The organism is Methylobacterium sp. 1A (assembly GCF_058072805.1).
Genome location: NZ_JBYQVE010000001.1, coordinates 2,016,928 through 2,034,099 on the forward strand (window position 1 = coordinate 2,016,928; position 17,172 = coordinate 2,034,099).

At 69.3% G+C, this 17,172-nt stretch carries 13 protein-coding genes; 3 read left to right on the plus strand and 10 right to left on the minus strand.

Annotation, left to right across the window (positions count from 1 at the left end; translation table 11 throughout):
• Positions 1-8 precede the first annotated feature (8 nt).
• Positions 9-680 carry a hypothetical protein gene (locus ACX9MN_RS09890; RefSeq protein WP_043388021.1) on the plus strand — a complete coding sequence of 224 codons (672 nt, stop codon included), beginning with the start codon at positions 9-11 and terminating at the stop codon, positions 678-680.
• Here the strand turns inward: ACX9MN_RS09890 and ACX9MN_RS09895 are convergent.
• The 5 genes from ACX9MN_RS09895 to ACX9MN_RS09915 form a co-directional block, all read right to left on the minus strand.
• On the minus strand, positions 670-2,469 hold the full coding sequence (locus ACX9MN_RS09895) for a CHAT domain-containing protein (RefSeq protein WP_408903052.1): 1,800 nt from the start codon (positions 2,467-2,469) through the stop codon (positions 670-672). The genes ACX9MN_RS09890 and ACX9MN_RS09895 overlap by 11 nt on opposite strands.
• 4 nt (positions 2,470-2,473) lie before the next feature.
• Positions 2,474-2,791 (minus strand): hypothetical protein, encoded by a 318-nt coding sequence (locus tag ACX9MN_RS09900; protein ID WP_170867536.1) that lies wholly within the window; start codon positions 2,789-2,791, stop codon positions 2,474-2,476.
• 1,100 nt (positions 2,792-3,891) lie between these two features.
• Positions 3,892-4,716 (minus strand): helix-turn-helix transcriptional regulator, encoded by an 825-nt coding sequence (locus ACX9MN_RS09905; protein WP_043388016.1) that lies wholly within the window; start codon positions 4,714-4,716, stop codon positions 3,892-3,894.
• Positions 4,713-6,029 carry a tyrosine-type recombinase/integrase gene (locus tag ACX9MN_RS09910; RefSeq protein ID WP_408903053.1) on the minus strand — a complete coding sequence of 439 codons (1,317 nt, stop codon included), beginning with the start codon at positions 6,027-6,029 and terminating at the stop codon, positions 4,713-4,715. The genes ACX9MN_RS09905 and ACX9MN_RS09910 overlap by 4 nt, the downstream gene beginning before the upstream one ends.
• A 350-nt stretch (positions 6,030-6,379) precedes the next feature.
• Positions 6,380-6,979 carry a TetR/AcrR family transcriptional regulator gene (locus ACX9MN_RS09915; RefSeq protein WP_132366495.1) on the minus strand — a complete coding sequence of 200 codons (600 nt, stop codon included), beginning with the start codon at positions 6,977-6,979 and terminating at the stop codon, positions 6,380-6,382.
• Between the two features lie 88 nt (positions 6,980-7,067).
• On the opposite strand from ACX9MN_RS09915, the gene ACX9MN_RS09920 reads away from it, so the two are divergent.
• Positions 7,068-8,327 (plus strand): efflux RND transporter periplasmic adaptor subunit, encoded by a 1,260-nt coding sequence (locus ACX9MN_RS09920; RefSeq protein ID WP_447683320.1) that lies wholly within the window; start codon positions 7,068-7,070, stop codon positions 8,325-8,327.
• Positions 8,328-8,435: 108 nt separating this feature from the next.
• A complete protein-coding gene (locus ACX9MN_RS09925; protein WP_489724299.1) occupies positions 8,436-11,675 on the plus strand; it encodes an efflux RND transporter permease subunit in 3,240 nt (1,079 codons plus the stop codon).
• Here ACX9MN_RS09925 and ACX9MN_RS09930 read toward each other — a convergent pair.
• From ACX9MN_RS09930 to ACX9MN_RS09950, 5 genes are all read right to left on the minus strand, one after another.
• Positions 11,649-12,641 carry a DUF808 domain-containing protein gene (locus tag ACX9MN_RS09930; protein WP_489724300.1) on the minus strand — a complete coding sequence of 331 codons (993 nt, stop codon included), beginning with the start codon at positions 12,639-12,641 and terminating at the stop codon, positions 11,649-11,651. The genes ACX9MN_RS09925 and ACX9MN_RS09930 overlap by 27 nt on opposite strands.
• Before the next feature lie 124 nt (positions 12,642-12,765).
• Positions 12,766-13,434 carry a response regulator transcription factor gene (locus ACX9MN_RS09935; protein WP_489724301.1) on the minus strand — a complete coding sequence of 223 codons (669 nt, stop codon included), beginning with the start codon at positions 13,432-13,434 and terminating at the stop codon, positions 12,766-12,768.
• 10 nt (positions 13,435-13,444) lie between these two features.
• Entirely contained in the window at positions 13,445-15,523 is a 2,079-nt protein-coding gene (locus tag ACX9MN_RS09940; RefSeq protein WP_489724302.1) for an ATP-binding protein, read from the minus strand.
• A 164-nt stretch (positions 15,524-15,687) separates the two neighbouring features.
• Positions 15,688-15,912 carry a ribosome modulation factor gene (locus ACX9MN_RS09945; RefSeq protein WP_020094563.1) on the minus strand — a complete coding sequence of 75 codons (225 nt, stop codon included), beginning with the start codon at positions 15,910-15,912 and terminating at the stop codon, positions 15,688-15,690.
• A gap of 340 nt (positions 15,913-16,252) precedes the next feature.
• Positions 16,253-16,669: a hypothetical protein gene (locus ACX9MN_RS09950; protein ID WP_331299879.1), complete on the minus strand. Its 417-nt coding sequence runs from the start codon at positions 16,667-16,669 to the stop codon at positions 16,253-16,255.
• Between the last annotated feature and the right edge of the window lie 503 nt (positions 16,670-17,172).

Sequence of the window (17,172 nt, forward strand, 5' to 3'; positions counted from 1 at the left end):
ATCCCGCCATGTTCGACCAGGGCATAGCGCAATTTCTCGGCCTCGGCCTTCAGCCGACGCTTCGGCTCTGCCTCCCGCGGTTCCGCCAGGGAGTGGTGGGTGCACGGGATGGGGATCCGTTCCGGTATCCGAGCAACGCGTACGCCGAACGCGACGTGCGCTCGGCGCTGCATGTCCATAGCCTAGCCTCGGAGGCCGGTGCGGCTGTCGGGTTCATCTCGCCGGACGATCTCGCCACGGATCTTGCATCGTCGGAGCCGGACGCGGCGACGTCGGTGGTGTTCGGCAGCCGAAGCAATTCCGCTCTCGACGAAGTTCTCGGCTCGACGGGACTGCAGTTCATCTTCGATTTCGACTTCGGCTCCCAATGGGCGATCCGGCTCGCCGACGGCGCTCGATACGCATTGGACGATCCGTCGAAGCTGAGCCGCGACGAATACTCCGCCAGAATCGATTACGGCGTGGTCGCGGGCTGCCGGTCGGCCGGCGGCCGTTCCAGGTCGGTATTCATGGTGGCCGGTCTGGGTGGAAGAGCCACCGAGGGTTGCGGGTTGTATCTGCAACGTCGGTGGCGGTGGCTGGCCGATCAGGTCGGAGACCGCGCCTTCGCGGCGGTGCTGCGCTTCGATCCACCCGTCGATCCCGCGTCGTCGACCCTCGAGAGGCTGGTCATCCACTGACCAGCAGTGGTTCGCGGCTCACGACCACCCTCGTAACTTCGCTGGTGCCCTGTCGCGTCTCCAGCACGAACTGGAAGCCGCCTGCTCCGAACCGGCGCACGATTTCATCCCGCTTGTCGAAGAGATACCGCCCAGCTGCGAGCGTGCTCGAACTCCACATGCCTGCAATGACGAGCAGGACCCGGTCGTTTTGGGGGTCCACGATCTTCTCGACGAGAGCGTAGTCGCTCGCATTCGGGGTGGGCGCGGCGGCCAGTGCCGGGTTGGCGACGTCGTAGAAGATTCCCTCCCGCCGGTCGATCAGGCGCCATGGCCCGCACTCGGTAAATTCGAAAGCGAAGTCGCGGCTGTACTGGGGAAGCTTCGACCGCGAGAAATCGTGCGATCGGCTTCCGACGAGCACGTAGTGAGTGAACTCCCTCGCCTCGAAGGATGCGTCGACCACGTGGCCGGGTATGATCCGGGCGCGGCGCGCAAGATCTTCGGATTTCGGCAGAAATCTTCCGACGAGTTGAATCAGCGGCTCGACCGCCTGCACGTCGTTGGCGGCGATGGTCAGCCCGCGATACCGGTAGGCTTCGTCATCGGCTTCCGGCGGCGGCGCACCCGGTTGGCCCTCGGGCGAGCCGAGCTTGAACCGCGGCAACGAGAAGGCGAACCGGGAGGTCTCTTGATCGGCGCTCAGCAACGTCGACGTCCTGATGATCTCCTCTTCGCTCGGCCGAGCGATGTTAGCGAAGACTCCGCCCCCGTCGCCGAACCGACCGCGCAAGCGCGTGTAGAGGGCCGCAGTCCCGCGTTCCCAATCCGCATGCGCCGCCAAGGCTGCGGCAGCCTCGCCATAGGCATCGAAAACGTCCATGGTACCGTCCGCGACGACTCCTAGAAACCGCCCGAGGAAGGCGAGCCCCGAGGAAACCGTGACGGGACGCTGCATCGCCACGACGGAGCCGACGTGTCCACCGATCATGAGACGCTGTGCGACGCCCCCGAGCGAGTTCTTCGCGGTCACGGCGCCCGATTTGCACGAGCATAGGACTACCAGACATCCACGATGAACACCGAGTTCGTGCGCCACGTCCTCGCCGACCCATCTGCTTGCGGCGCCGCTCTCGTCCTCGAGCACCATGAAACCGTCCCTTTCGGCGGTGGCGCTGCCGCCGTGGGCGACGATCACCACTGCGTCATAGGCATCCCGCTCGCCGAGAGCGCGCCTCAGCGAGCCGCGTGTGGCATGCGGAACCATGTTGCAGGTCGCCTGAGGTATCGCGTCGATCGCCTTCCGCAGTTCGCCGACTACCCGATCGTGGTCGAAATCGGGGTGATCGGTCGGGTTCGCGACCGCGACCAGGAAATGCCGGAAGCCGTGCGATCTGGCATCCTGGGTCGAACCGTCGTTGATCCAGCGAAATGGGATCCTCTCGCCTCCGGCGAGGTACCGATCCCCGTCGTGCAAAATCTCGAACGGAAGCAAGTGCATTTCCGGGGAAGCCGTACTGAACGCCAGAAGAACACGACTTGCGGCTCGCGCGCGTTCGAGCGCGGTCGGCATTGTCCTTCCAGGTCGGCCTGCAAGCAGCAGGTCGTAGAGCTGACGACCGAGCTCCATCGGCGACGCACGTTCCGCGCTTTGCCAAGCCTGGAGCATGGACGAGACTTGTTCCGGCAAGGGCCAAGAGAACGAGCCGAATCCGCTCGCCCCGACCGGAGAGTCTTGGATGTTCGAGAGGCCGCCTGTCGAAGCGAGCCGGTCGACGTTCGTCGCGATGAGCGTCGTGGTTTTCGTCAAGCGATCAGTCCCGGCTGCTCGTCTGAGACCAGGAAACGCTGAACCGCTCCTTGAGAGCGGCGATCCCCTCCGCCCGCACCCTCTCGCCGTCGTATCCCAACTGGCGGTAGAAGTTGGGCCGGAGTTGGAAATCCGCAGCCCGCCGGATGACGCTGGCCTGCTCGCCCAAACGCTGGAAGCGCGAAGCGAGCTTCAAGGCTGTATCCCAGTCGTCCGCGGCCATGGCAGTTCTGATCGCGGCCAGCTTGGTGTCCGACGAAAGCGTCTTAGGTGCTTTGCCCTTCGACGACGCCACGGCATCTCGTCTCTGATCCGTTGTCACGATATCGGCTCCTGAGCCTTCCGGCAGGCGGTCGGCGAAAGATCGGTGTCGGGAACGAACCGGTCGGATGCACTCATCGTCCCGGGTTCAGATAGAGTCGTCGTGCCGACTCGTCGATGCAAGCCCGTTGCAACCGAACCAGTGCGCGCAGGCTCCGGTTCGACGGAGGTCGCCAGCCTCCGTAAGCGGATTGCGAAAGGAGGCCGCGGTCAAGCGCGAGTCTCGGCAGCGGTCGCCGGTAGTTGGCTCGGCCGAGAACGATAGGCGATCATATCGTCGACGCTTAGAGTGGCCCGAGCGCCCGGACACCGACGGTGCAGTCGAAGATTGCGGGGCACGGTCAGACGAGGACCGGCGAATGACGCCCGACCCGGTAGCGGCCGAGCACCGCGCATTCGTGACAGCCGGGTTCGCAGCAAGCGCCGATGCGGGCTTCGCTTCTCGCAAACCGAGAGTCCTGCGCGGGGCCGGAGCGATAACCCACACGGTCGCGTCTCAGGTCGCCGAAGACTGGAGGCGACCGGACGGCGGGAAGGCGCGCGTCGTTCGCCCCTGTGGCACACCGGCACGTTTGAGCCGCAGCGCAGGACGCCGAAACTCGGCTGAATGTTCAAGGCCATTACGCAAAAGGGCCGTGGCCGGCCGCCGCCCCGCCCGCCCAGTCGACGTCCCAATCCACCTGTCGGCGATCACGTCCGGATCGTCCGTATGAGAGTGGACAAAACGAAGAGGCGACCGCTTGCGAATCGGCGCCGAAGCACGCGCCTTGGGCGACACTGCCTAAGCGATTGCGGGCTCGACCGGAATCCCATGAAGGTTGCGGTCGCGATCGGCGCCGATCCTGACCCCACCGAAAACCCGGATTCGTTGAACTTGTAGGAGATCGGGGATCGACTCCGCCAGGGGCACGCTTTGGTGTTGAATTGGACTTACGCCCGACGTTGGCGCCCGAAGCCGCGCTGATTCACATAGACCCACTTGCTCCTGCCCGACTTCGGTTTCCGTCATCGTCTCGATCGCGCTCAGCTGGTCCGGACCGACATTCCGACCAGACCGGTTCAACGCCATCATACAACGGAGATCTGTAAACGAGCGTTCGTTCAAATCGAACGACCCGGGTCCCGACGTCGGTTCCGCCATCCCTCGAGTTCGGACTTGAGATAGCGCACGCGGGCTCCGATCCTGTGGAACGGCGGGCCGTTGCCCGTCAGCCGCCACTTGTCCAAGGAGCTTTTGCTGACACCCAGGAAGCGACTTGCCGCGCGGACGTCCATGCCTTCCACGTCGCCGGTCGAAACGACCCCCGGCGCACCGACGTCGCACGGCGTCTGCCTGCCGGTCGCTGTCGGGCCGCCCTCGTCGCCGGGGCGCGGCGAGGGCGGTTCCGACCGGGCGACGTGGATCGAGAAGTACACATGGCCGTCCGGCGACGTGCACGTTCCGGCGGCCCAATCGATGGACGAGGATGCCCATACGTCGGCAGGCACCTCCCTGAAGCCGTCGACCGGTCTGGGACCGCCCCTTGCATGGACGGCCAGGACGTCGCCGACGATCAGAGCCGAATGGCGGCTGATCAGCGCCGACCAGAAGGCGTCGACGAGGCCGGCGCACAGCATCGCCGATGCGGACGGCGACGTTCGCGATGCCGCGGATCGGAAAAGTGCGGGATGCGAGCTCACGCACACGCGGTAGCCGTCACCCGGCCCCATGTCGTCGTCGACCGGATCCCGGGCGAGCACCTCGATCAGTCCGGCGGACCAGTCCGCCCGAACGAGCATGTGATCCGGCGCGTCGACCGCCAACGCGCGCTCCAACTCCGCATCCAGCTCGAGATCGCGAGCGCACGGCTCCTGCATCCGGCGCAGAGTGAACGGAGCGAGATGCAGCGGGATCCAGTGCGGACGAATCTTGGTCGGGTATCTCACGACCGTTCTCCGCCATCGGCCGCGTTCGACCGTTCTCCACCGAACGCGTCGCGTGTCGGCGCGCCCAGCGCCGCTGCGAAGTCGGTCATGCATGGGCCGGCCGCTCTGGCCGCGACGTCGTGCTGGACGTGGGCGTAGATCAGCGTGGACCGAAGGTTGGCGTGTCCCAGCAGGGCTCCGGCCAGGGGGATGCTCAATCCCTGGGAGATCGCGTTCGATCCGAAGGTGTGCCGCAGGAGGTGCGGGAACAGCCTGTCGAGTCCGGCGAGGCGCATGATCAGTGGCAGGTACCTTTTCGTACCCGTAAACCAGCCGTCGCCTCTTTTCGCCGGGAAGACGTAGGCGGAGTCGGCTGTCTCCTTCAGCTTCCGCAGGAACGCCACCGCCGGGGGCGTGAGAGGCCGTTTGGTCTCGCTCTTGGAAGTCTCGAGTTCCAGTCTTTCATGTTCCAGCCTGACCTCGCTCCATTTCAACGCGGCTCCTTCGTTCCTCCTCAGGCCGGTCAGCAGCCAGAGACGGATCTGGTCCGTTGCGACGCGCGGGACGCCGTGACTCGTCTCCGCCTCGACGAGTGCTCGCCCGAGGCGCTGCACGTGCGCAGTCGTCAGGTAGTCCTTGCGCTCGTTGTCCACCTTGTTGACCCGCGCGTTCGCGACGGGATTCGCCTTCATGAGATTGTTGTCGACTGCGAACGTGCAGACCGCCGATAGATCGCGGACCACCTTTCGCGCGGCACCGCGTCCGCCGCGGACGACCGCTCCCCTGCCGGTCCGCTCCTCAGTCTTCGCGGCTGTCGCTCCGGAGCCGACCTTCCTGAAGAGCGACTCGACGTGCGTCTTGTCGAGTTCGACGAGCCGGAGCTGGCCCAGGACCGGTACGACGTGGTTGCGCAGCCGCGCCATTGTGTACTTTGCGGTCTCCTCCGTCATGTCCTCGCCCTTGCGGCGTCCTTTCAAGCGGACGAGGCCTTCCGACCCGTATAGGTCGATCAGTTCGTGCACGAACAGGCAGTTCTTCGCCGCGACCCGCTCGGCTGCCGGATCCTCGCCCTTCCGGGCAAGCACGAGCTTCTCCGCCGCTTCGCTCCGCGCTTGGCTCACACTCATGCTGCGCACGTCGCCGAGCTTCATTTTCTTGGAAGGAAAGCCGCGGCCTCCGAGACGATAGTGGATGTAGAAGGATTTCGCGCCGGTCGGCTCGATCCGCAACCCGAAACCGGGCTGATCGAGATCCCAGATGAAATAGGAGGTGGGCTTTGCGGCCGCCTTTTCGATGGTCCTGAGCGTCAGGCGAACGGCGTTCCTTCGCTTCATGGTCTTGCTCCTTCAGGACGCACGCAGGCAGCACCGTGTCGGAAACGGGCGGCTACGCCATGAAACGGCGCAAAGCGAATGCAGTCAATACTGCAACGACTTGCAATGATGAATGAAAACTTTTGAAATCGGCGGAAACACAGGGAAACGACTTCATACATCCTTGCCAAGGTTGGGGTCGAGGGTTCGAATCCCTTCGCCCGCTCCAGTTTTCCCAACCATACGAACGACGTACAAGGCCGCAGCTCTGCGGCCTTTGTCGTTTCTGGACCTCGGCGAACCGCCGGTCGCGGAGAGGCGACCGGCGTCCGGGTGGACCGAGGCGCGGGATCGCGCCCGGTCAGCCCGGCTCAGGCGTCCTGTTCCTTCGCGAAGGCCCGCAGCGAGACCCGGGCGACCTCCCGCAGCGCCTCCCGGTCGGCGCCCGAGGAGGCCAGCACGCCCATGCCGGAGGCGACGGTGGACAGGAATCGCGCCAGCGCGACCGGGTCGGAATCCGCCGGCAGGTCACCGTCCTGTCGGGCCTGAATGAAGCGCTCGCGGAGCTCCATCTCGCCCTGCGCCCGCCGGGACGCCAGCTCGAACGGGATGTTCTCCGAGCCCGCGCCGCAGGCGAGACCGCCCTGAACGAGGAGGCAGCCGGGCGGGTTCGCCGGATCCGTGTGGCTCTCGGCGATGCTGCTCAGGAAGCGCTCGGCCACGTCGCGCGCGGTCTCGCCCGCCAGGACGAAGCGCATGTGCTCGGAGCGCCGCTGCGCGTACCGGTCGAGGGCGGCCTTGAGCAGCCCCTCCTTGCTGCCGAAGGCCGCGTAGAGACTCGGCGGCTTGATGCCCATCGCCTTCGTGAGCATCGCGAGGCTCGCGCCGTCGTAGCCGTGGCGCCAGAACACCTCCATCGCCTCGTCGAGGGCCTTGTCCGTGTCGAAGGACCGGGGGCGCCCCATCACCATTGCCTGTGGACTCCAACTTTTATATCGAGTGGTAGATAAGTCACTTGACGCCCCGCGTCCATGCCGACATGTGTAGCGACCTATACAGATGTTGGAGTCGCTCGTGGAACCTCAGCGTCATCCCTCGCGCAATCCTCTCCGTGCCCGGCGCCTCGCGGCCGGAAGCCTCGCGGTCGCCCTTCTCGCAGGCGTCTCCTACACCTTCATACCCGGCGCCCTGGTCCGGGGAACCGTGGCCGTCGCCGCGACGCCGCCGACCGAGGTGGCGATGCCGGCCTCGGTCGCGACCGTCGAGCCGCGCGACGTCATCCTCTGGGACGAGTTCTCGGGTCGTCTGGAGGCCGTCGAGCGCATCGACGTCCGTGCCCGGGTGGGCGGCGCGATCCTGGCCACGCATTTCGCGGAAGGCGAGGTGGTCAAGGCCGGCGACCTGCTGGTGACCATCGATCCCGCGCCCTACGCGGCCGAGGTCCAGCGTTTGGAAGCCCAGGTCGCGGGCGCCGAGGCGCGGGTCGGCATGACGGCGAGCGACCTCGAGCGCGGGCAGAAGCTGTCGGACCAGCGCATCGTCACGGCGCGCGACCTCGACGTCCGCGCCAACGCGTTCAAGGAGGCCAAGGCGAGCCTCGACGCGGCGAAGGCGGCCCTGGAGGCGGCGCGCCTGAACCTCGGCTACACGCAGGTCCGGGCGGCCGTCGGCGGCCGCGTCGGCCGCCGCGAGATCACGCCGGGCAACCTCGTGGCCACGGGCGCCGGGGCCGCCGTGCTGACCACGCTCGTCTCGGTCGATCCGGTCTACGCCAGCTTCGATGCCGACGAGGGCGTGGTCCTGAAGGCGCTGGCCTCGGTCGCCGAGCCGGGCGGCCGGCGCGGCAAGCTCGACCGCATCCCCGTGGAGATGGCGACCGCCGACGGCGCCCGCGCGGCCGGGCATCTCCAGTTCATCGACAACAAGGTCGACGCGCGCAGCGGCACGGTCCGGGTGCGCGCGACCTTCTCCAACGGCGACGGCCGCCTGATCCCGGGCCAGTTCGCCCGGATGCGCCTCGGCCAGGCCGCGCCGGAACGCCTCGTCCTCGTCGACGAGCGGGCCGTCGGCACCGATCAGGACAAGAAGTTCGTGCTCCTCGTGGGGTCGGACAACCGGGCCGAGTTCCGCGCCGTCACCCTCGGCCGGGCGGTCGACGGTCTGCGCGTCGTGACTTCCGGCCTGTCGGGCGGCGAGCGCATCGTGGTCAACGGCCTGCAGCGCGTCCGTCCCGGGACCCTCCTGCGCCCCGAACCGGTGGCGATGGGCGCGCGCCCGCAGGACGCCGCCCCCGGGCCGCGCAAGCTGGCGCAGCGCTGACGGCCGGCGCGCCGAGCCCGTCCGCCCGATCCAGATCCCCGACGCCTTCGAGACGGCGGCCGCACGCGGCCGCCCGGACGCCCCTGCCTCACGCCCTCGGAGGGCGGCATGAATCTCTCCAAATTCTTCATCGACCGCCCGATCTTCGCGGGTGTGCTCTCGATGCTCATCTTCATCGGCGGCCTGCTCTCGCTCTTCGCGATGCCGATCTCCGAGTACCCGGACGTGGTGCCCCCCTCCGTCGTCGTCCGCGCGACCTTCCCGGGCGCCAACCCCAAGGTCATCGTCGAGACCGTGGCGACGCCGATCGAGGAGCAGATCAACGGCGTCGAGGGCATGCTCTACATGTCGAGCCAGGCCACGACGGACGGCATCATGACGCTGACCGTCACCTTCCGGCTGGGCACCGACCCCGACAAGGCGCAGCAGCTCGTCCAGAATCGGGTCTCGCAGGCCGAGCCGCGGCTGCCGGCGGTGGTGCGCCAGCTCGGCATCGTCACGGTGAAGAGCTCCCCCGACCTGACGATGGTCGTGCATCTCGTCTCGCCCAACGGGCGCTACGACATGACCTACCTGCGCAACTACGCGGTGCTGAACATCAAGGACCGCCTGGCGCGGCTCGACGGCGTCGGCCAGGTCCAGCTCTTCGGCTCCGGCGACTACGCGATGCGGATCTGGCTCGACCCGCAGAAGGTGGCCGAGCACGGCCTGTCCGCGGGCGACGTCGTGCGGGAGATCCAGGCCCAGAACGTCGAGGCCGCGGCCGGCGTGATCGGCGCGTCGCCGGCCGTTCCGGGCCTCGACCTGCAGCTCTCGCTCAACGCCGAGGGGCGCCTGAGCAGCGAGGAGCAGTTCGGCGACATCGTGGTCAAGACCGGCGCCGACGGCGCGATCACGCGCCTGCGCGACGTGGCGCGCATCGAGCTCGGCGCTTCCGACTACGCCCTGCGCTCGCTCCTCGACAACAAGTCGGCGGTGGCGATCCCGATCTCGCAGTCGCCGGGCTCGAACGCGATCCAGATCTCCGACGAGGTCCGCCGCACCATGGCGGAGATCAAGCGGACCATGCCGGAGGGCGTCGACTACCAGATAGTCTACGACCCGACGCAGTTCGTGCGCGCCTCCATCGAGGCCGTGATCCACACGCTGCTGGAGGCGATCGCCCTCGTCGTGCTCGTGGTGATCCTGTTCCTGCAGACGTGGCGGGCCTCGATCATCCCGCTGCTCGCCGTGCCGGTCTCGATCGTCGGTACCTTCGCGGTGATGCACGTCTTCGGATTCTCGATCAACGCGCTGAGCCTGTTCGGCCTCGTGCTGGCCATCGGCATCGTCGTCGACGACGCGATCGTGGTCGTCGAGAACGTCGAGCGCAACATCGAGAGCGGCCTGTCCCCGCGCGACGCCAGCTACCAGGCCATGCGCGAGGTCTCGGGCCCGATCATCGCCATCGCCCTGGTGCTGGTCGCGGTCTTCGTGCCCCTGGCCTTCATCAGCGGCCTGACGGGCCAGTTCTACAAGCAGTTCGCCCTCACCATCGCGATCTCGACGGTGATCTCGGCGATCAACTCGCTGACCCTCTCGCCGGCCCTCTCGGCGCTGCTGCTGAAGGATCACCACGCGCCGAAGGATCGTCTCACCCGCATCCTCGACCGGCTGCTCGGCTGGTTCTTCCGCCGCTTCAACCGCGCCTTCGGGCGGGCCTCGAACGGCTACGGCCGCGGTGTCGGCTTCGCGGTGTCGCGCAAGGCCGCGATGATGACCCTCTACGTCCTGCTCGTCGGGCTGACGGTCGGCCTGTTCCGCCAGATCCCGGGCGGCTTCGTGCCGGGCCAGGACAAGCAGTACCTCGTGGGCTTCGCGCAGCTGCCCGACGGCGCGACCCTCGACCGGACGGAGGAGGTCATCCGCCGCATGAGCGAGATCGCCCTCAGGGAGCCCGGCGTCGAGAGCGCCGTCGCCTTCCCGGGCCTCTCGATCAACGGCTTCACCAACAGCTCTAACTCGGGGATCGTGTTCTCGACGCTCAAGCCGTTCGACGAGCGCAAGGTCCCGTCCCTCAACGGGGCGGCGATCGCGCAGTCGCTGAACAAGAAGTACGCCGCGATCCCCGAGGCCTTCATCGCGATGTTCCCGCCGCCGCCGGTGAACGGGCTGGGGACGATCGGCGGCTTCAAGCTGCAGATCGAGGATCGGGCCGGCCTCGGCTACGAGGCGCTGAACGACGCCACGAAGGCGTTCATGGCCAAGGCCGCCCAGGCGCCGGAACTCGTCGGGCTGTTCTCGAGCTTCCAGATGAACGTGCCGCAGCTCTTCGCGGACATCGACCGGACGAAGGCCCGTCAGCTCAACATCCCGGTGACGGACGTCTTCGACACGCTGCAGATCTATCTCGGCTCGCTCTACGTCAACGACTTCAACAAGTTCGGCCGCACCTACTCGGTGCGCGTCCAGGCCGACGCCCCGTTCCGGGCGCGGTCGGACGATGTCGGTCTGCTGAAGGTCCGGGCCGGTTCCGGCGAGATGGTCCCGCTCTCCGCTCTGCTGCGCGTCCGCCAGACCGCCGGACCGGAGCGGGCCATGCGCTACAACGGCTTCCTGTCGGCCGACATCAACGCCGGCGCGGCGCCCGGCTACTCGTCGGGTCAGGCCCAGGCGGCGGCGACGCGGATCGCCGCCGAGACGCTGCCGCGGGGCTTCGCCTTCGAGTGGACGGACCTCACGTACCAGGAATTCATCGCGGGCAATTCCGGGATCTGGGTCTTTCCCCTCGCGCTGCTCCTGGTCTTCCTCGTGCTCGCCGCGCAGTACGAGAGCCTCGCCCTGCCGCTGGCGATCCTGCTGATCGTGCCGATGGGGCTGCTCGCCGCGATGTTCGGCGTGTGGCTGTCGGCCGGCGACAACAACGTCTTCACGCAGATCGGCCTGATCGTGCTCGTCGGGCTCTCGGCCAAGAACGCCATCCTGATCGTCGAATTCGCCCGTGAGCTCGAATTCGCCGGTCGGACCCCGCTACAGGCGGCGATCGAGGCGAGCCGCCTCCGGCTGCGGCCGATCCTGATGACGTCGATGGCCTTCATCATGGGCGTGCTGCCGCTGGTGACAGCGACCGGCGCCGGATCGGAGATGCGCCGCGCGATGGGCGTCGCGGTGTTCTCGGGCATGATCGGCGTGACCGCCTTCGGCCTGTTCCTGACCCCGGTCTTCTACGTGCTGCTGCGTCGCCTGAGCGGCAACAGGCCCCTGAAGCATCACGGCGCCGCAGCGCCGGTCCCGGCGCCAGTAGCTGTGCCGGGCTCCGCGCCGGCCGATCACGGGATCCCGTCAGCCGCGCCGCTGCCACAGGCCTGACAGGGCGCGCCACGCCGGCGCCAGCACGACGTTCGTCAGCGGGATCAGCGCCCCGCCGACGACCAACCCGATGAGGCCCGACACGGTCGCGGTGACGAGCCACTCGACGAGGCCCGCGGCGAACGGCACGCGCGCCGCCGCGGCCTCCGCCATCGCGTGGGCGGCGTGCGCCGGGGCCGAGAACCCGTAGGTCTCCAGACCGTGCATCAGGATCCCGCCGCCGACCCAGATCATCGCCGCCGTCCCGATGACGGCCAGGATCTTGAGCAGGATCGGCATGCCCCTGACGACGCCGCGGCCGAGCCCGCGGATCAGGCTTCCGAGCGGCGGGCCCGCGGTGCTGCGGGCGAGGGCCAGACCGGCATCGTCGGCCTTCACGATCAGCGCGACCACGCCGTAGACGCCCGCGGTGATGCCGACCGCGACGATGGCCAGCACCGCCGCCCGCATCCAGAAGCTGCCCTCCGGCAGCGCCGCCAGCGTGATGGCCATGATCTCGGCCGACAGGATGAAGTCCGTCTTGATGGCGCTCGCCACGCGCCGGTCTTCCCGGGCCTGATCGCCGCCGGCGCCACCCTCCTGGTCCGCCTCGTCGCCGTGGCCGTGATGGGCGAACACGGCTTCGTAGACCTTCTCGGCGCCCTCGAAGCACAGGTACGCGCCGCCCAGCATGAGGAGCGGCGTGATCGCCCAGGGGGCGAAGGCGCTCAGCGCCAGGGCACCCGGCAGCAGGAAAAGGATCTTGTTGCGCAGCGATCCGAGGGCGATTCTGCCGACGATCGGCAATTCGCGCTCCGCGGCGAAGCCGACGACGTAGCGCGGCGTCACGGCCGCGTCGTCGATGACGACGCCGGCGGCCTTGGTGCCGGCGCGCGCCGCCTGGCCGGCCACGTCGTCGAGCGAGGCCGCCGCGGCCCTCACCATGAAGGCGACATCGTCCAACAGGGCGATCAATCCGACGCTCACCCGTCCCCCTCATCCCTGACCGGTCCGCCAGACAGACGATCCGCGGCAGGATTTGATCCCTGACCGGCGAAAAATCGGCGGATCCGGCCGTCGCCCGGGACTGGCTGCCCCCGCTCGCTCGCGCCTAGCGCAGCGCCAGGGCGTCGAGCCATCCGTGCGCGGCGGCGTAGCGGATGATCTCCGCGCGCGTGCGCAGGCCCAGCTTCTCGGCGGCCCGCGCCTTGTAGGTCTCGATGGACTTCACGCTGAGATCGAAGCGCCGCGCGATCTCCTTGTTGCTGAAGCCCTGCGCGATCAGCCGGAGCACGTCGGTCTCGCGCGGGCTCAGCGCTTCGGCCGACGGCTCGGACTCCGCGCCCTGCGCCGGGGCCCCGGGATGCGCCATGGCGTGGCTCGCCACCGAGGGGTCGAGGTAGATCCCGCCCGCCGCGACGGCGCGGACCGCGCGGAGCAGGTCCTCCGCGGCCGAGCGCTTGAGGAGGTAGCCCCGGGCGCCTGCCTTGAGCAGCGGCTGAACGTAGGCCGCGTCCTCGTGAACTGTCAGCACCAGCACCCGCGTCCGCGGGCAAGACCCGGCGACGCGCTCGGTCAGCTCCAGGCCGTTGAGGCCCGGCATCGAGACGTCGACGACGGCGACGTCCGGGTCGGCGGCGTGGATCATCGGCAGCGCCTCGCTGCCGCTGGTGGCCTCGCCGACCAGCTCGATCTCCGGGTCGGCGTTCAGGAGCGTCCGGATCCCCGCGAGGACGATGGGATGGTCGTCGGCCAGGGCGACGCGGATGCGGTCCGTCATGCGCTTCTCCTCAGGTCTCGGGATGTTCCGGAATCGGGATGGTGACGAACAGCGTCGTACCGATGCCCGGGGACGATTCCAGCGTGAGAGTCCCGCTCAGGAGCGACAGCCGCTCGCGGATGCCCGACAGACCGAGCCGCAGCTTGGCCGGCGCCTCGCCGCCGGCGCGCTCACGCTGCTCGTCGGCGTTGAAGCCGGTGCCGTCATCCTCGATCACGACCCGCATCTCGCCCGCGCGCTTCTCCACCGAGACGCTGACGCTCGCGGCCCGGGCGTGCTTGAGGACGTTGGTCAGGGCCTCCTGCACGATCCGGTAGACGGCCGTCTCGATCGCGGCCGGCAGCCGGGTCGCCTCGCTCAGGAACTCCAGGTCGGCGCGGATCCCGTGCCGCTGGCTCCAGTCGCGCAGCAGGGTGGCCAGGGCCTCGCGCAGCCCGAGATCGTCGAGGGCGGTCGGCCGGAGGTCGACGGCAGCCCGGTGGATGTCGCGACCGATCTCGCTCGCGAGGGATTGCAGCCATTCCACCTGCCGGCCGGCCTCCGCCGTGGCCCCACGTGCCAGGAGCCGCTCCATGCTCTTGAGGCCCAGCGACAGACCGGTCACCGTCTGGCCGACCTGGTCGTGGAGTTCCCGGGCGATCCGGCGCTGCTCGTTCTCCTGGGCCTCGCCGAGGCGGCGCAGCAGCGCGAAGCGCTCGGCCTCCGCGCGCTTGCGCGGCTCGATGTCCGACACCACGCCGTAGATCAGTCCGGCCGGGGTATGCTCGTGGAGCTGCGGCACGCGGCCGGCGACCCGGACCCATCGCGGCTCCCGACCCTCCTGGATCACGCGGAACTCGACGTCGAGCGGCGTGCCCTCGGCGAGGCTCCGGCGCAGGGCCTCGCTCAGGCGCCCGCGATCCTCGGGATCGACCGCCTGCAGGACCGTGTCGGCGTCAACGGCGCTGTCGCGCCCCTCGGCGGCGGCCGTCCAACCGAGGAGATCGGCTGCTCGGGGCGAGCCGGTGACCCGGTGCGCGACGGTGTCCCAGCGCAGCGTGCCGAGTTCCGCGGCCTCGGCGGCGACGGCGCCCTGTTCCTCGCTGGAGCGGAGCGCGAGGGAGAACCGGGCCTGCTCGCCCGCCCGGCGCTGCGCCATGTCGCGGCCGACGAGACCGACCAGCGCCAGGGCGAGGCCGATGCTGACGAAGCTGCCGCCACCCAGGACGGCGTAGGACCGCGAGACCGGCGCGTTGAGCGTCGCGACCGGCATCCCGAAATGCACCGACCAGCCGCCGGTATGCTGCAGGGTCCGGTAGACCACCTCGACATCGGCGCCTTCCAGCGTCGGTCCGGTGTAGAAGCCGTTCGGGGCGTTCCGGATCGCCGCCTGGAGCGCCGGGTTCGCCGGGTGGCCGAGCTCCTCCACCTCGGCCCGGGTCCGGGCGATCGTGTTGCCCTCCGCGTCCACGATGGTGCCGACCCAGCCCTCGGGGGCGCCGGCGTCGCGCAGGATCGAGCTCACCGCGTTCGTGGCGAGCCGGATCGAGAGGACGTAGCACAGCGTGCCGTCCCGGATGACCGGCACGCGCAGCGCGACGAGGCGCTTGCCCGAGATCGAGCCGGCCGGGCCGATGCCGCCGATCACCGGCTGCCGCGTGCGCACCACCGCGTCGAAGCTCGTCCGGTCCGAGGTCGGTCCGAGTTCCTCCTCGAGGGACCGGAGCAGGTTGACGATCTGGGCGCCGTCCGGTCGCGCGAGCTCCACCGTCTCCCAGAGCGGGTGCGCCTGCCTGAGACGCACGGCCTCGGCGTAGAAGGCCGCGAGGTCCGGCCGGTCGAGGGTCGCGGAGGCGGCCTCGGCCTCGAGGACCGCGATCTGGGCGGCGATGTCCGAGGCGACGCGCTCGGCCACCCGGGTCGCGCTGGCGACGGCGGCGCTCCGGGCGAGGTCGCGCTGCTGCTGCGCCATCAGCGTCGCGACCCAGCCGCTGAGCAGCAGGACCGGGATCGCGGCCGCGAGGGCGAGGGCGACGAAGGTGCGGCGGCTGCCGCGGCTCAGCTGGAGCTCGGGCCTCCGGATCGCGGTGTCGCGGGCGCGAGCATTCATGCGGCCGTGCGCGGACGTGCTGCGCGCCGGTCCGGACCCGGCGCCCATCGCTCGGACGGCCCGACGCCCCTGTCTCGCCGTCCCGCGCGCACCGTCGCCCGCCTCCCGTATCCCCGCATCGGCCCGTAAGCTCACAGCTCTCCTACGGGAAAGTCGGGCCGCCGTCAGGCCGGGGAGGCGGGGTCGGACGCGGCACCGGCGTCGGAAAGGGCCGATCCGGGCAGCATCCGGGCGGGGTGCGGCATCCGCGTCGCGACCGCCCACGAGGAGCCGTCGTAGCCCTCGTACCAGGCCCGGCGCTCGCGCGACTCGCCGGGATAGGGGCAGGCGTCGCGGGGCCGACCGACGGCGCGCGCGCGGGCGCCCTGTTTGACGATGTCCATGAGCATGGGCGCTGATCTCTCCGGCCGCTCGGGAGCCTGTCCCGCCGGGTCAGAAGCGCCGAGTTCGAACGGCCAAGCAAGCTGTTTCGAGCCGGGATACCGCTCACACCGACGCCTGTCGGGAATATCCCGACAGGCCGTGCGTGCGATGATCGATTGACCATTGCACGAAAGCGGCACCGGATCTTTCGGAGATCGCCCCGATCCGTCCGAATGATGCGCGGAGAGACACGAGATCCTCGCGTCGTCGGACGCGAGGATCACGAGTGCCACGCCGACGTGGGCGTGGCGTGGAAAGTCGACCGGGAGGCCGTGACGGCCCGGCCTCCCGGTCCGGATGCGCCGCCTAGTAGGCGCAGCCGTAGCCGACCGGCGCGTAGCCGTACCCGTAGGGCCGCCCGTAGGCCGCGCCGTAGAGACCGGGCCGTGCCGCGGCCGCGAGGCCAAGGCCTGCGCCGGTCGCGAAGCCGACCCCGCGATAGCCGCCCCAGCCACCCGAGCGATACGCGTGGGGCCGGAAGCCGTAGCCGGCGGGGCGGAAGTGGACGCCGCGATATCCGCGGTAGCCCCGGTGCCGCCGGTAGTGCCGGTGCAGACGGTGATGGCGATACCGGTGGAGGCCGTGGCGCCGTCCCCTCCAGACGCCGTGACCCAGATGGTGGGGCCCATGATGGAAGCCGCGGCCGTGGGGCCGCGCCTCGCTCGACGGGGCGAACAGGACGAGGCTCGACAGCGCCGTGAGGGCGATCGCGAGACGTTTCATGGGCTGAGCTCCAGAGACGGTGAAGGACGTCCGCACGGATCGGACCCGATGCCGGATCCGACCGCGCGGCGCGGTCTGTCGGGACGGCGATGCCGGCCGCCATCGCGGGCCACCGCGCATTCCCCGGTACGCGCGGACGGCGGGAGACCGCCCGTCGCTGTCCCGCAGGCTCATCTGTGTTGCCCGGCGCCGATCCGCAGTCGGAGAGATCGGCAATCGTGTCAGGGTCGGCCCGACATGCCCGGGCGACCGGCCTGGATTAGCTTGGCCGTGGACATTCGCGCGCGCTGCACAGGGGGACGGCATGCGGAAGGCGTTGGGACGGCCGGTGCAGAGGGCGCGATGCTGGTACCGGCGCTACGGGCGCCTCGGCGCGCCGCAGACGCCGCGACCGGTTAAGCAGGGCCCGCAGGCCGCCCCCGGACGCTCGCTGGAGGACTGGGCGCGGTTCGGGGGCGGTCTGCTCGGCCCGGAATCCGCCGATGCCCCGCGTCCTGAGATCC